This window comes from uncultured Friedmanniella sp., assembly GCF_964244285.1.
Classification (GTDB): Bacteria; Actinomycetota; Actinomycetes; order Propionibacteriales; family Propionibacteriaceae; genus Microlunatus.
In genome coordinates this window covers 519,462-533,613 of record NZ_CAXTHT010000002.1, presented here as the reverse complement: position 1 = coordinate 533,613, position 14,152 = coordinate 519,462, and the positions used below count along the sequence as shown (strand labels likewise).

The following is a 14,152-nucleotide window of genomic DNA, read 5'->3' as shown; positions in this document are numbered from 1 at the left end:
ACACGCTTTTCCGTTCAACGGCCACGACGAAGTAGGCGGGCCAGAGCCCCATCCACGTCCGAGCGAAGCGAGGACAGTGAACACCGGTCAGGCCTTCTTCTTGGCCCTCGAACTCCGCGGGTTCTCCGACTTCTTGGCGGCGACCCGGGCGGCCTCGCGGGCCCGGCCTTCGGCGGCTTCCCGCTCCTCGTCGGGCACCACGACGGTGGACAGGACCACCATCGAGTGCGCCGGGACTGCGTGCTCGGTCAGGGCGTCCCAGGGCTTGACGTCGGCCGGGCCGACCGTACCGTCGGCGGTCTCCAGACGGAGTACCCAGTGGTCGCCGAAGGGCGCGGGCGGCACCCGGAAGTCGATGTCGCTGCCGGAGGCGTTGAACATGAGCAGGAAGTGCTCGTCGGTGATCCGACGGCCCATGTCGTCGGACTCGGGGATGGCGTCGCCGTTCAGGAACACCATCAGGCTCTGGGCGTACCCGGTTGACCAGTCGCTGTCGTCCATCTCGGTGCCGTCAGGCCGCAGCCAGACGATGTCGCCCAGCTCGCTCTGGCCACCGTGGCTGGCGTCGCCGGCGAAGAACCGGCGACGGCGCAGCACCGGATGGGCCTGCCGCAGCGCGATGGCGGCCGAGGTGAACCTCAACAGCCCCTGCTGGTCCTCGTCGAGGTCCCAGTCCACCCACGCCAGCTCGTTGTCCTGGGCGTAGACGTTGTTGTTGCCCCGCTGGGTGCGCCCCAGCTCGTCACCGTGGGCCAGCATCGGCACACCCTGGCTGACCATCAGGGTCGTGATGAAGTTGCGCTGCTGCCGCAGCCGCAGTGCCTTGACGGCCGCGTCGTCGGTCTCGCCTTCGGTCCCGCAGTTCCAGGAGCGGTTGTGGCTCTCGCCGTCGTTCCCGTTCTCCCCGTTCGCCTCGTTGTGCTTCTCGTTGTAGGAGACGAGGTCACGCAAGGTGAAGCCGTCGTGGGCGACGATGAAGTTGATCGAGGCCGTCGGGCGCCGGTCGGAGTGGGCGTACAGGTCGCTGGAGCCGGTGATCCGGGAGGCGAACTCCCCCAGCGCGGCCGGCTCGCCGCGCCAGAAGTCGCGGACGGTGTCGCGGTACTTGCCGTTCCACTCCGTCCACAGCGGCGGGAAGTTGCCCACCTGGTAGCCGCCGTCACCGAGGTCCCAGGGCTCGGCGATCAGCTTGACCTGGGAGATCACCGGGTCCTGCTGGATGATGTCGAAGAACGCGGACAGCTTGTCGACCTCGTGGAACTGCCGGGCCAGGGTGGCCGCGAGGTCGAAGCGGAAGCCGTCGACGTGCATGTCCAGGACCCAGTAGCGCAGCGAGTCCATGATCAGCTGCAGCACGTGCGGGTTGCGCATCAGCAGGCTGTTGCCGGTGCCCGTGGTGTCGTAGTAGTGCGACTTGTCCTCATCCACCAGCCGGTAGTAGGCCGCGTTGTCGATCCCGCGGAACGCGATCGTCGGCCCGCGCTCGTTGCCCTCGGCGGTGTGGTTGTAGACCACGTCGAGGATGACCTCGATGTTGGCCGCGTGCAGCGCCTTCACCATCGCCTTGAACTCGGTGGTCTGCTGGCCGTTCGCGGTGTCCGCCGCGTAGCCGTTGTGCGGCGCCATGAAGCCGATGGTGTTGTAGCCCCAGTAGTTGCTGAGGCCCTGGTCGACCAGGTGCGAGTCGTTGACGAACTGGTGGACGGGCAGCAGCTCGACGGCGGTGACGCCGAGATTGGTCAGGTACTCGATGATCGCCGGGTGGCCGATGGCGGCGTAGGTGCCCCGGACGTCGTCGGGGACGTCGGGGTGGGTCATCGTCAGACCCTTGACGTGCATCTCGTAGATGACGCTCTCGTGGTACTGGTGCCGCGGCGGCCGGTCGTGACCCCAGTCGAAGAACGGGTTGGTCACCACCGAGAGCATGTTGTGGCCGAGGGAGTCGTCGTCGTTGAAGGCGTCCGGCTTGCCGAAGCGGTAGGAGAAGAGCGACTCGTCACCGTCGATCTGGCCCTCGATGGCCTTCGCGTACGGGCTGAGCAGGAGCTTCGCGGGGTTGCAGCGGTGCCCGTTCGCCGGGTCGTAGGGTCCGTGCACGCGGAACCCGTACCGCTGGCCGGGGTGGACGCCGGGGACGTAGGCGTGCCAGACGTAGCCGTCGACCTCGACGAGCTCGTGGCGGGTCTCGGCGCCGGCGTCGTCGATGAGGCAGAGCTCGACCCGTTCCGCGACCTCGGAGAACAGGGCGAAGTTGACTCCGGTGCCGTCGTAGGTCGCCCCGAGGGGATAGGGCCTTCCGGGCCAGATGTCCATGTGGAACCTCGTATCTGTGTCGAGCAGTGTGGTGTCAGAGCTGGTTGTCGAAGCGTCGGTCGGTTCAGCGTCATCGCAGGCCTGGGCCCGCGCCCACGGGTTACCCCGGGCCGCGCCGGCTCAACCGGCGGACGGGGGGCTCCGCCTGGGCTCAGGCGCTGGTCCCCACCGTAAGGCCCGGCACTGACGGGGCACGCAGGAAGGGGCTGGTGGGAGCGCCCCGACTCATCGCCCCCACCAACCCCTTGGCCGCCTGCGACGGCTGATGAGGCGCCCCAGGAGGCATCAGTATGGGTTCGTTACCTCAAGATTGGCGCGGGTCGGACCGGCGGTGAGGGCGATCTTGGCCAAAAGTTCGCAACCTGGCCCGTCCGGGGTTCAGGTGCGGGACGAGGCGTCGATCTTGAGCTCGCCGTCGTCCTCGACCAGGGTGAAGGAACGACGCTCGGAGCTCTTGCGTCCGTCTGTGCCGACGTAGCTGACGGTCGCCTCCACCTGGTCGGCGCCGGTGGCGGTCACCTTCGACGTCGACACCGCGCTGAACTCGCCCCAGAACTGGTCGTAGCTCTTGCGACCGCCGGTGGCACTGCGGTAGCGGCCGGTCAACCGCTCCCAGCCCGCCTCGGTGTCCCGGGGCAGCAGGGCGTAGTAGCTGGTGACGCCCTCGACCAGCCGGGCCTCCCCGGCCGAGGCCGAGGGGCTGGGGGTGGAGCTGGGGCTGGGGCTGGGGCTGTCGCTCGGGGTGGGCGAGCTGGACGACGCGGACTCAGTCGGGCTCGACGACGCGCTGGTCGACGTCGTGGCCGAGCTCGTGCTCGAGGAGGTGGACCGGCTGGACGCCGGGGTGCGCGCCGCGGAGGGTGACGCCGCGATGCCGGCCCCCGAGCCGCCACCGTCGTGGAGGACGGCGTAACCCAGGCCCACGACCAGGAGCAGCAGCACCACGGCCACCACCCATCCGATCGCACCCCGCCGGCGCCGGGGGGCGGGAACGGCGGGCCGTCGCGTGGTCTGCTCGGTCGGGGCGGCGGCGGCAGCCGGCAGCAGGGGCGTGGCCTGGGTATCGGCCGGGAGGTCAGCCGGCGGTGCTGGAGCCGGCTGCTCGGGAGCTGGCGACGTCACCGCGGGAGCCGGGACGGCCAGCGGGCGCGTCGGCTGGACGCCCTGGGCCAGGTCGATCCGCAGCGCTGCGAGCTCGGAGGCGACCGTGGCCATGGTCGGCCGGCCACCCGGGTCGACGGCCAGCATCCGCAGCAGCAGCGGGGTCAGCGGGCCACTGCGCTGTGGCGGCGGGAAGTCCCCGCTCGCCACGAGATGCAGCAGCACGATCGGGTTGGGGTCACTGCCGAAGGGCGGCCTGCCCTCCAGCGCGGCGTAGAGGGTGGCACCGAGGGAGTAGACGTCGGTCGCGGCGTCGGAGCTGGCACCCCGGGCCACCTCGGGCGCGAGATAGGCCGGGGTGCCGTGGACCATCCCGGTGACGGTGAGGGTCGCGTCGCCGAGCACCCGGGAGATGCCGAAGTCGCTGAGCATCGCCGACCCGTCCTCGGCGACCAGGATGTTGCCCGGCTTCACGTCGCGGTGCACGATGTCCAGCTGGTGGGCGGCGGCGAGGGCGGAGGCCACCTCGGCGCCCAGCCGGGCCGTCTCGTCGAGGGAGAGCGGACCGCCCTCGCGGAGCACGGCGGACAGCGGCACCGAGGGCACGTACTGCATCACCAGGCCCGGCCGGCCCTCGTGCTCGACGACGTCGAACACCGACACCGCGTGCGGGTGGTGCAGCCGGGCGGTGATCCGCGCCTCGCGCATCGCCCGCTGGGTCGCCAGCTCGGCCTCGTCCTCGCTCAGGCCGATCGGCGGCCGGAGCAGCTTGACCGCGACCGGTCGGCGCAGCCGCTCGTCCTCGGCCCGCCAGACCACCCCCATACCACCGGCGCCGATCTGCTCGACCAGGCGGTAGCGTCCGGCGACGGTCGGGTGCGGCACGTCCACGGACTCCCCCCGTCTGGTCGGCGAACTGACCGGCCGAGCCTACGGCACCCCTGCCGGGTCGGGACCGCTCAGCCGACGTGGGCCTGGCCGGTGGACGCGCTGGTGCCGCCGTCGACGGCCAGGATCGCTCCGGTGATGTAGGCGGCGTCCGCACTGGCCAGGAAGAGCACCGCGGGGGCGATGTCCTCCGGCACCGCGGGCCGACCGAGGGCGACCCGGTTGACGAGGGGAGCCAGGGAGGCCTCGTCCTCACCGACCCCGGCGGTCACCTCGGTCCGGGTGAAGGCCGGGGCTACGGCGTTGAGGCGGACGCCCTTCGGGCCGTAGTCCAGCGCCAAGGACTGGACGAAGTTCATCACCGCCGCCTTGGTCGCGTTGTAGAAGGACTGGCCCCAGTCCCCCCTCAGCCCCGAGACCGAGCCGACGGCGACCAGGTTGCCGCCCGAGCGCTCCAGCTCGGGCAGCGCCGCCTGCGCCAGCTGGACGAACGCGTCCACGTTGGTCCGCCGCAGCTGCTGCCACTGCTCGGTGGTCACCTCGGTGAACGGGGCGTTGAGGTAGCCGGCGGCGTTGTTGACGAAGACGTCGAGCCCGCCGAACCGCTCCACCACCTGCGGCACGACCGTGGCGGCCTGCTCGGGATCGGCGAGGTCGGCGCCGATGGCCAGGACGCGGTCGGGGTCGTAGCCGCTGAGCGTCTCCTCGAGCTTCGCCGTCCGTCGCCCGACCACGGCCACCGAGGCGCGGTTGTCCAGGAAAGCCCGGGCGATCGCCTGCCCGATGCCGCTGCCCGCCCCCGTGACCAGGATCGTGCGGCCGTCGAAGGCGTATCGGTTGGACGTCATCATGAAGGTCCCCTACCCACCTGGTTTTCCCCGACACTGTGGCCCGACGCCGCAGAATGGACAGGTGCGTTCAGAGGCGAGTGTGCTGCACCTCGACCTCGACGCGTTCTTCGCCTCCGTCGAGCAGCGGGACAAACCGTCGCTGCGGGGCAAGCCGGTGGTCGTCGGCGGGGTCGGCGCGCGCGGGGTGGTGGCCACCGCCTCCTACGAGGCCCGGGTGTTCGGGGTGCGCTCGGCGATGCCCGCCTCGGAGGCGCGCCGGCGGTGTCCGCACGCAGCCTTCCTCGCCGGTCGGTTCCTCGCGTACCGGGAGGCCAGCGCCCAGGTGATGGGCCGGCTGCGCGACCTGTCGCCGCTGGTCGAGCCGCTGTCGCTGGACGAGGCGTTCGTCGACCTGCGGGCCGCCGACCCGGTACCCAACTTCCAGCGCGCCGGGCTGCAGGCCGTGGTCGACCGGCTGCGGGCCGAGGTCGCCGAGGTGACCGGCGGCCTCACCGCCTCGGTTGGGGTGGGCAGCTCCAAGTTCATGGCCAAGGTCGCCACCGAGCTGGCCAAGCCTGACGGCAGCTGGATCGTGCCGGCCGGGACGGAGGTCGCGCTGCTGGCGCCGATGAAGGTCGGCGTGATCCCCGGGGCCGGGCCGGTCACGGTGGACCGGCTGCAGCGGATCGGCATCCACCTCGTCGGTGACCTGCAGGGGGCCGACGTGGACGAGCTGGCCCAGGTGGTCGGCCGCAGCCACGCCGCCGCCCTGGTGGCGTTCGCGTCCGCCCAGGACGACCGACCCGTCGAGCCGGAGCGCGAGGCGAAGTCCATCTCCGTCGAGGACACCTTCGAGACCGACCTCGTCGACCGCGACGAGCTGACGGCGATCCTGCGGCGCGACGCCCGGCAGGTGGCCGGCCGGCTGAGCGCGGCCGGGCTGTTCGCCCGGACGGTGTCGATCAAGGTACGGCAGCACGACTTCTCGACCCTCACCCGGTCGCGGACCCTGCTGAGTGCCACGGACCGCGCCGAGGTGATCGGCTCGGTGGCCCACGGGCTGCTCGACGCCGTCGACGTCACCGCCGGCGTCCGACTGCTCGGTGTCAGCGTGGCCGGGCTGACCGACGTGCTGCAGGAGGAGCTCTTCGCCGCTGACGCCGACCTTGTGCTGGATAACCGTGCGACAACCAACGACTACCCAGCACCAGATCCTCAACAACCCCTCGAGCAGCCTCGATGGCTGCCCGGGGCCGACGTCGAGCACGATGAGCACGGCCGCGGCTGGGTCTGGGGCTCTGGGCTGGGCCGGGTGACCGTCCGGTTCGAGACTCGCGACACCGCTCCGGGACCGGTCCGCACGTTCCGGTTGGACGACCCGCAGCTGCGGCTCTCCTGACGTCACCACTGCTACGAGCCTGCTACCTGTTGACGGTGATGGACCGTTACGGAGTCCACACCAAGACTGAAGCGGTCGACCTCGCCCTGAGACACCTCGCGGGACAACCGATGACGAGAGATGAAGCGCTGGCGATGCCCGAAACCCGTTCGATCGGCGAGGTTCCGGCCGGCACGGGCGTCGGGCCGGCGTGATCCTGGTCGACACCTCAGCGCGGGTCGAGTTCGACCGGGCCACGGGCAGCGCCGTCGATGCCCGGCCGACCGTCCTCGTCGCCGCGGACGGCCCGGTGGCGGTGACCGAGCCCGTGGTCATGGAGGTGCTGGCCGGCGCTCGGTCGACGCCCGCGAGCGCGATCTCCGGCGGTTGCTGCTGGACTGCCTCATCGCTGCCGTGACCTGGCGACGCGACGCCGACCTGCTGTCCGCCGGTGCCGACCTGCAGCGCGTGGCTACGGTCATGGGCCTCGCGCTGGACGGCGGTCCCTGCCGCGGTCCAGCGAGGGCAGGTGGTCTCAGGCGCGGTCATTGGTCAGCCGGACCACCGCCCGCTCGGCGGCCGCGCGGACCCGGGCGACCGGGTCGTCGGCCCGCGCGGCGACCGCCGGCAGCGCGTCGCCCAGCCGATGCCGGGCGACGACCTTCGCGGCCATCTCGCGCACCCGCCAGGCCTCGTCGCTGAGGGCGGCGAGAACGGCCGGCGTGGCCGAGTCGTCCCAGACGTAGAGCAGCCCGCGGGCCGCCCAGACGCGTAGCCAGTAGTCCGGTCCGCCCTCCCCACCGGCCACCGCCCACCGGGCCGGCGCCCCGCCGAGGGCCAAGACGAGCTCGCCGTCCACCTCGCGGCCCTCGAGCAGCGCGACGCACCCGTCGACCACCTGGGCCGGCCCCCGACGGGCGCACTCCTGCGCCACGCTCTGCCGCGGCGTCCAGGCCGGTCGGTTCACGCCGGCCCGTCAGGCCGCGGCCGGCAGCCGACGACTCGCTGCCTCGACCAGGCCACGGAACAGGCCGAAGTCGTCACCGTGTTCGGGATGCCACTGCACGCCCAGCCAGAACGGGCGCTCCGGGTCCTCGACCGACTCGAGCGTGCCGTCGGCGGCGTGGGCGGTCGCCACCAGGCCGGGATGAGAGGCAACGGCCTGGTGGTGGTGGCAGTTGACCTGCATCTCCTCGCCCACGAGGGCCTGGACCAGCGAGCCTGCGGCCGTGGTGACCGAGACCCAGCCGAAGGCGTCCCCGCCCGGTGAGTGCTCGTCGTGCCCGACCACCTCGGGCAGGTGCTGCTCCAGGGTGCCGCCGGCGTGCACGGCCATCACCTGCATCCCCCGGCAGATGCCGAGCACGGGGACTCCCTGGGCACGGGCCCGGTCCAGCAGCGCCAGCTCCCAGGCGTCCCGCTCGCGGCGCGGGCTCTGCGTCTGCGGGTGGGCCGACGACCCGTAGCGGGCGGGTTCCACGTCGGAGCCGCCCGTGATGATCAGGCCGTCCAGCCGGTCGACGACCGCTGCCGCCTGCTCGCCCTGCGGCGGCATCAGGACGGCGATGCCGCCGGCGGCCTCGACCGACCGCGCGTACAGGGAGTTGAGCAGGTCGGTCTGGGTGTGCCAGACGCCGAAGGCGGCGAGCTCCCGGTACGCGCTCAGTCCAATGAGTGGAAGAGGGCCGATCAGAGGAAGGGTCACCTCTCCATCCTCAGCCCCGGTTGTCACAGCGGGGTGACGTAGGCACCGCTGATGCCTCCGTCGACCAGGAAGGTGTTCGCGGTGATGAAGCTGGACTCGTCCGAGGCCAGGAACAGGACGGCGCTGGCGATCTCGGCCGGCTCGGCGAAGCGGCCCAGCGGGATGTGCACCAGCCGGCGCGCGGCACGCTCGGGGTCGGAGGCGAACAGCTCCCGCAGCAGCGGCGTGTTCACCGGCCCCGGGCAGAGCGCGTTGACCCGGACGCCCTGCCTGGCGAACTGCACCCCGAGCTCGCGGCTCATCGACAGCACCCCGCCCTTCGATGCGGAGTAGGAGATCTGGGAGGTCGCCGCGCCCATCACCGCGACGAACGAGGCGGTGTTGATGATCGAGCCCCGACCCTGGTCGATCATGTGCGGCAGCGCGGCCTTGCAGCACAGGTAGACGCTCGTCAGGTTGACCTCCTGCACCCGCCGCCAGGCCTCCAGGTCGGTGTCCAGGATGGAGTCGTCCTCGGGCGGGGAGATGCCCGCGTTGTTGAACGCGATGTCGACCGAGCCGTAGGCCTCCTTCGCCAGGGCGAACAGCGCGGTCACGTCCTCGGGGCTGGTCACGTCCGTCCGGAGGTAGCGGCCGCCCACCGACTCGGCGACCTCAGGTCCGCGGCGGTCGTCGACGTCGCCGATCACGACGCGCGCCCCCTCGGCCGCCAGCCGCTGGACGCTGGCGAGCCCGATGCCGGAGCACCCTCCGGTCACCACCGCGACCCGGCCCTCGACCCGTCCCGTCATGCGATCCTCCTGTTGATCTTGCTCGTGGTGATCTTGGTCGTGGTGATCTTGCCTGGGTTGATCTTGCTGCTGATGATCATGAGCCGTCGCTGAAGAACACGTTCTTCTCCTCGGTGAAGGCGTTCGGGGCTTCAGGCCCCAGCTCGCGTCCCAGACCCGACTGCTTGTAGCCGCCGAACGGCGTCCAGTAGCGGACCGAGGAGTGCGAGTTGACGCTGAGGTTGCCGGCCTGGACGGCCCGGGACACGCGCAGGGCCCGGCCCAGGTCGGCGGTGAAGATCGAGCCCGAGAGCCCGTAGTCGGAGTCGTTGGCCAGCGCCACGGCCTCGGCCTCGTCGCGGAACGGCAGCACGGCCATGACCGGTCCGAAGACCTCCTCGCGCCAGATCCGCTGGTCGGTGCCGCTGGCCAGCACGACCGACGGCGGCACCCAGTAGCCGGGGCCCGTGGGGGCACTACCGGCGAACGCGACGTCCACCTCGTCGAGGTAGCCCTGCACCCGGGTGCGCTGCCGGGCCGAGATCAGCGGGCCCATGTCGGCGTCAGCCCGGGCGGGGTCGGCCACCACCATCGCCTCCACGGCCGGCTGCAGCCGGTCGAGGAACTCAGCGAGCACCGACTCCTGGACCAGCAGCCGGGACCGGGCGCAACAGTCCTGGCCGGCGTTGTCGAAGACGGCGGACGGCGCGCTGGCCGCCGCCCGCGCGAGGTCCGCGTCGGCGAAGACGACGTTCGCGCTCTTGCCGCCGAGCTCGAGGGTGCAGCGCTTCACCTGGTCCGCGCAGCCGGCGAGCACGGCTTTGCCGACTGCGGTCGAGCCGGTGAAGCAGACCTTGCGGACCAGCGGGTGCGTGACGAAACGCTGCCCCACCACCGGCCCCTCGCCCGGGACGACGGTGAACACGCCCTCGGCCAGCCCCGCTTCCCGGCCCAGCTCGGCCAGCCGCAGCGCGGTCAGCGGTGTCAGCTCGGCCGGCTTGAGCACCACGGTGTTGCCCGCCGCCAACGCGGGCGCGAAGCCCCAGGCTGCGATGGGCATCGGGAAGTTCCAGGGGACGATGATCCCGACCACGCCGAGCGGCTCGCGGAAGGTGACGTCAATCCCTCCGGGTACCGGGATCTGGTGACCCAGCAGCCGTTCGGGGCTGGCGGAATAGTAGTGGAGCAGGTCGCGGACGTTGCCGGCCTCCCAGCGGGCGTTGCCGACCGTGTGGCCGGAGTTGCGGACCTCCAGCTCGGCCAGCTCGTCGGCCGACTCCTCCACCAGGGTGGCGAAGCGTCGGAGCAGCCGGGCCCGGTCCCCCGGCGCCACCGCGGCCCAGGCGGGCGCGGCCGCCGCGGCGGCGTCGATCGCGGCGTCCGTGGCGGCCAGATCGGCCATCGCCACCTCGGCCACGACCTGCTCGGTGGCCGGGTTGACCACGGCGTAGGTGCTCACCTCACATCCTCTCGAAGCCGCGCCGCAGCTCCCAGTCGGTGACCGCGGCGTCGAAGGCGGTCAGCTCGACGTCGGCCGCGTGGGTGTAGTGCTCGACGACCTCGTCGCCGAACACCTCCCGGGCCACCGCCGAGGCCGAGAACGCGTCGCGGGCGGCCCGCAGGGTCCGGGGCACGGTCGGCAGCCCCGAGGTGTAGGCGTTGCCGGTCATCTCCGCCGGCAGCTCCAGCTCGTGCTCGATCCCGTACAGCCCGCCGGCCAGCATCGCCGCGATGGCCAGGTACGGGTTGGCGTCGCCGCCCGGCACCCGGTTCTCCACCCGAGCCCCCGCACCGTGGCCCACCACCCGCAGCGCGCAGCTCCGGTTGTCGCTGCCCCACGCGATGGTCGTCGGGGCGAAGGAGCCAGCGGCGAAACGCTTGTAGGAGTTCACGTTCGGCGCGTAGAGCAACGTGAAGTCGCCCATGGTGGCCAGCAGTCCCGCCAGGAAGTGGTCAAAGAGCGGGGTCCTCGCGCCGTCCGCCCAGAAGACGGTGTCGCCGTCGGTGCTGCGTAGCGACAGGTGGATGTGGCAGGAGTTGCCCTCGCGGGCATCGTACTTGGCCAGGAAGGTGATCGCCTTGCCCAGGCTGGCGGCGATCTCCTTGGCCGCGGTCTTGTAGACGGCGTGGTTGTCGGCGGTGGTCATGGCCTCGGCGTACAGGAAGCCGATCTCCTGCTGACCGAGGTTGCACTCGCCCTTCGCGCTCTCCACGTCCATCCCGGCCCCGTACATGGCGTTCCGGATGGCCCGCAGCAGCGGCTCGACCCGGGTGGTGCCGAGCACCGAGTAGTCCCCGTTGTAGGCCAGCACGGGCGTCAGGTCGCGGTAGCCGGAGGCCCAGGCCGCTTCGTAGGAGCTCTCGAAGGCCAGGAACTCCAGCTCGGTGCCGGCGAGGGCCACGTAGCCGAGGTCCGCAGCCCGGGCCCGCTGGGTGGCCAGGATGGTCCGCGGCGACTGCGGGACCGGTGAGTGGTCGAGCTGGACCAGGTCGCACTGCACCATCGCCGTGCCCGGCAGGTGCGGCAGCAGCCGCAGCGTGTCGAGGTCGAGGGCGAACTCCAGGTCGCCGTACCCGGACTCCCACGACGACATCGCGTAGCCGTCGACGGTGTTCATGTCGATGTCGACGGCCAGCAGGTAGTTGCAGCCCTCGGTGCCGGCGTCGAGCACGTGGTCGACGAAGTAGGCGCCGTGCATCCGCTTGCCCTGGAGCCGGCCCTGCATGTCGGTGAACGCGACCACGACGGTGTCGATCTCGCCCTCGCTCACCCGCCGTCGCAGGTCGTGCGGGCTCAGGTGCCGGTCGTTGCGCAGTGCCATCAGTGTCTCTCCTCGTCGTCTCGTGACCGGCTCAGCCGAGCAGGCCCCGCAGCAGCGCGGCAGTGTCGTCGCAGTGCCGTTCCATCTCCCGGGCCGCCCGCACACCCTGGCCCTGGAGCACCGCCGTGACGATGGCGCGGTGCTGGGCGCCCGAGTGCTCGATGTTGACCCGCAGCACCGGGATGGCGATCAGCATGTCGTGCAGCCCCGCCTGCACCGTGGTCACCGCCTCGACCAGCCGCGGCGAGCCGGTCAGCGCGGCGAGCGCCAGATGCAGGCGCGAGTCGGCCCGCCGGTGCGCCGCCGGCCCGGCCGCCACCTCGACCTCCTGCAGCGAAGCGCTCAGCAGCTCGCGCTCGGACCCACTCAGCGTCCGACCGGCAGCGACCTGGCACGCGCCCGGCTCCACCACCCGGCGGAACACCAGCACGTCCATCAGCTCGGCCCGCCGTGCGGCCAGCGCCCCCATCACGTCCGACGCCGTGCCGGACTCCCCCGGCGTCGGCGGCGCGGACGACACCACCGTCCCGCCGCCCCGGCCGCGGGTGGTGGTGACCATCCCGGCCGCGCGCAGCCCCGCCATCGCCTCCCGCAGCGTCGCCCGGGAGACCCCCATCGCGGTGGCCAGCTCCCGCTCGGGGGGCAGGGTCGTGCCGTACGGGTAGGCGCCGAGCCGGATCGCCGTGCCCAACCGCTCGACACAGTCCTCGAAGGCGTGCCGGCTGCGACCCGAGCTGAGGACCAGGTCGCCCAGCCCGTCCTGCGCCACTCAGCTCTCCAGCACCTCTTCGGCCTCGGGGCTGGTCGCGTGGCCCGAGCCCGACGCCGCGGCTTCGCCCCCCATGAAGGTGCGGCGGCCCCCGGCGAACCAGAGGACGGTCGCGAGCAGGAGCACCACGACGACGGCGACCGGCGCGTAGTTGAACGTCGAGACGGTGACCGGCGCGACCGGCGGCAGCACGAACAGCACGCAGATGATCACCACCCAGACCACCGCCACCCAGCCGACCACGGCGCTGAAGCGGCCGAGGTTCCACGGACCGGGCGTGAAGTCGGGGTTGAGCCGGCGCAGCAGCACCGGGATGACGTAGGCGATGTAGAGCCCGATCACCGCGATCGAGGTGACCGCGAAGTACGCCGTGGTGCTGATCAGCGCGGGAGCGGCCAGGATCACCGACAGCGTGACGCAGAGCCAGATCGAGTTGGTCGGTGTCCCGGTCCGGGGGTTCACCGTGGCCCACAGTCGCGACCCCGGCAGGGCCCGGTCGCGGGAGAAGGCGTACGACATCCGCGAGTTGGCCGTGACCGAGGCCATGCCGCAGAAGAACTGGGCGATGCAGACGATGAAGAGCAGGAACTTCGCGATCGCCGGGCTGCCCAGCGCGTCCAGGAAGATCTGGGCCGGCGGCAGTCCGGTGTCGGACTCCGAGAGCTTGGCCAGCCCGGCCTCGCTGCGGTCCGTGATGGCCGCGGTGATCGAGTACAGGAGGATGAAGCCGCCGACGACCGAGACGGCCACGCTGGTGACGATGCCGCGAGGGGCCGCGACCGAGGCGTTCTTGGTCTCCTCCGCGACGTGGGCGGAGGCGTCGTAGCCGGTGTAGGTGTACTGGGCCATCAGCAGGCCGAGCAGGAACACGTAGACCGCGCTGCTCCAGCCGGTCTCGTTGTGGAAGCCCGTCAGCGTCCAGGACACCGACTGGTGGTGCTCGGGCAGCAGCCAGAGCGCGCCCACGATGATGAGCGTCCCGACGACGTGCCACCAGGCCGAGACGCTGGAGAGCAGGCTGACCAGGTTGACCCCGAAGGTGTTGAGCAGCCCGTGCACGACGATGATGCCGACGAAGAGCAGGAAGGTCGTGACCGGGGTCGGCTCGACGCCCCAGACCAGGTTCATGAACGCCATCCAGGTGGTGGCGCAGCCGAAGTCGATGGCCGCGGTGACGGCCACCTCGCCGAGGAAGTTGAACCAGCCGGTGAACCAGGCCCACTCGCGCCGGTTGCGCCGTGCCAACCGTCCGGCCCAGAAGTAGAGGCCGCCGGCGGTCGGGTAGCGGGAGCAGACCTCCGCCATCGCGCCGGCCACCGCCAGCACCAGCACCCCGACGCCGAGCCAGCCGAGCACGAGCGCCGACGGGCCGCCCGAGCGGAGCGCGATGCCGTAGGAGGTGATGCAGCCGGCCAGGATCGAGATGATCGAGAACGAGACCGCGAAGTTGGAGAACCCGGACATGCCGCGGTGCAGCTCCTGGGTGTACCCGAGGTCGGCGAGGGCCTGGGCGTCGGCGTCCAGGGCGGGACTGTCGGTCTTCGGGGTGCTCATGGGACTCCGATCGGCAGGGCAA

The 14,152-nt window shown here is 71.7% G+C and carries 13 protein-coding genes; 3 read left to right on the top strand and 10 right to left on the bottom strand.

Annotation, left to right across the window (positions count from 1 at the left end):
• Nucleotides 1-87: 87 nt before the first annotated feature.
• From glgX to ACFE7W_RS06815, 3 genes are all read right to left on the bottom strand, one after another.
• Nucleotides 88-2,313, bottom strand: coding sequence for a glycogen debranching protein GlgX (gene glgX / locus ACFE7W_RS06825; RefSeq protein ID WP_375423994.1), 2,226 nt, complete (start codon nt 2,311-2,313; stop codon nt 88-90).
• 378 nt (nt 2,314-2,691) lie between these two features.
• Nucleotides 2,692-4,299: a serine/threonine-protein kinase gene (locus ACFE7W_RS06820; RefSeq protein ID WP_375423993.1), complete on the bottom strand. Its 1,608-nt coding sequence runs from the start codon at nt 4,297-4,299 to the stop codon at nt 2,692-2,694.
• Between the two features lie 74 nt (nt 4,300-4,373).
• Nucleotides 4,374-5,150, bottom strand: a complete 777-nt coding sequence (locus ACFE7W_RS06815; RefSeq protein WP_375423992.1) for an SDR family NAD(P)-dependent oxidoreductase — start codon at nt 5,148-5,150, stop codon at nt 4,374-4,376.
• A gap of 64 nt (nt 5,151-5,214) precedes the next feature.
• Between ACFE7W_RS06815 and ACFE7W_RS06810 the strand changes: the two genes are divergently transcribed.
• The 3 genes from ACFE7W_RS06810 to ACFE7W_RS06800 are packed head-to-tail and all read left to right on the top strand — an operon-like array spanning nt 5,215 to nt 6,928.
• Nucleotides 5,215-6,531, top strand: coding sequence for a DNA polymerase IV (locus tag ACFE7W_RS06810; protein WP_375423991.1), 1,317 nt, complete (start codon nt 5,215-5,217; stop codon nt 6,529-6,531).
• Between the two features lie 38 nt (nt 6,532-6,569).
• The gene (locus ACFE7W_RS06805; protein ID WP_375424223.1) at nt 6,570-6,725 is read left to right on the top strand and encodes a type II toxin-antitoxin system VapB family antitoxin; all 156 of its coding nucleotides are present in this window, start codon (nt 6,570-6,572) and stop codon (nt 6,723-6,725) included.
• The gene (locus ACFE7W_RS06800; protein WP_375423990.1) at nt 6,722-6,928 is read left to right on the top strand and encodes a hypothetical protein; all 207 of its coding nucleotides are present in this window, start codon (nt 6,722-6,724) and stop codon (nt 6,926-6,928) included. Before ACFE7W_RS06805 ends, ACFE7W_RS06800 begins: the two co-directional genes overlap by 4 nt.
• 117 nt (nt 6,929-7,045) lie before the next feature.
• On the opposite strand, the gene ACFE7W_RS06795 is transcribed toward ACFE7W_RS06800, so the two are convergent.
• The 7 genes from ACFE7W_RS06795 to ACFE7W_RS06765 all read right to left on the bottom strand — a co-directional run bounded on the left by ACFE7W_RS06795 (nt 7,046) and on the right by ACFE7W_RS06765 (nt 14,130).
• Nucleotides 7,046-7,477 carry a HEAT repeat domain-containing protein gene (locus ACFE7W_RS06795; protein WP_375423989.1) on the bottom strand — a complete coding sequence of 144 codons (432 nt, stop codon included), beginning with the start codon at nt 7,475-7,477 and terminating at the stop codon, nt 7,046-7,048.
• A 9-nt stretch (nt 7,478-7,486) separates the two neighbouring features.
• Entirely contained in the window at nt 7,487-8,215 is a 729-nt protein-coding gene (locus ACFE7W_RS06790) for a gamma-glutamyl-gamma-aminobutyrate hydrolase family protein (RefSeq protein ID WP_375423988.1), read from the bottom strand.
• A gap of 23 nt (nt 8,216-8,238) precedes the next feature.
• Complete coding sequence (locus ACFE7W_RS06785) at nt 8,239-9,006, bottom strand: 3-oxoacyl-ACP reductase (RefSeq protein ID WP_375423987.1); 768 nt, start codon at nt 9,004-9,006, stop codon at nt 8,239-8,241.
• A 76-nt stretch (nt 9,007-9,082) separates the two neighbouring features.
• Nucleotides 9,083-10,444 (bottom strand): aldehyde dehydrogenase family protein, encoded by a 1,362-nt coding sequence (locus ACFE7W_RS06780; RefSeq protein WP_375423986.1) that lies wholly within the window; start codon nt 10,442-10,444, stop codon nt 9,083-9,085.
• A gap of 1 nt (nt 10,445) precedes the next feature.
• Complete coding sequence (locus ACFE7W_RS06775) at nt 10,446-11,807, bottom strand: glutamine synthetase family protein (protein WP_375423985.1); 1,362 nt, start codon at nt 11,805-11,807, stop codon at nt 10,446-10,448.
• A 31-nt stretch (nt 11,808-11,838) separates the two neighbouring features.
• A complete protein-coding gene (locus ACFE7W_RS06770; protein WP_375423984.1) occupies nt 11,839-12,576 on the bottom strand; it encodes a FadR/GntR family transcriptional regulator in 738 nt (245 codons plus the stop codon).
• The gene (locus ACFE7W_RS06765; protein ID WP_375423983.1) at nt 12,577-14,130 is read right to left on the bottom strand and encodes an amino acid permease; all 1,554 of its coding nucleotides are present in this window, start codon (nt 14,128-14,130) and stop codon (nt 12,577-12,579) included.
• Nucleotides 14,131-14,152 lie beyond the last annotated feature (22 nt).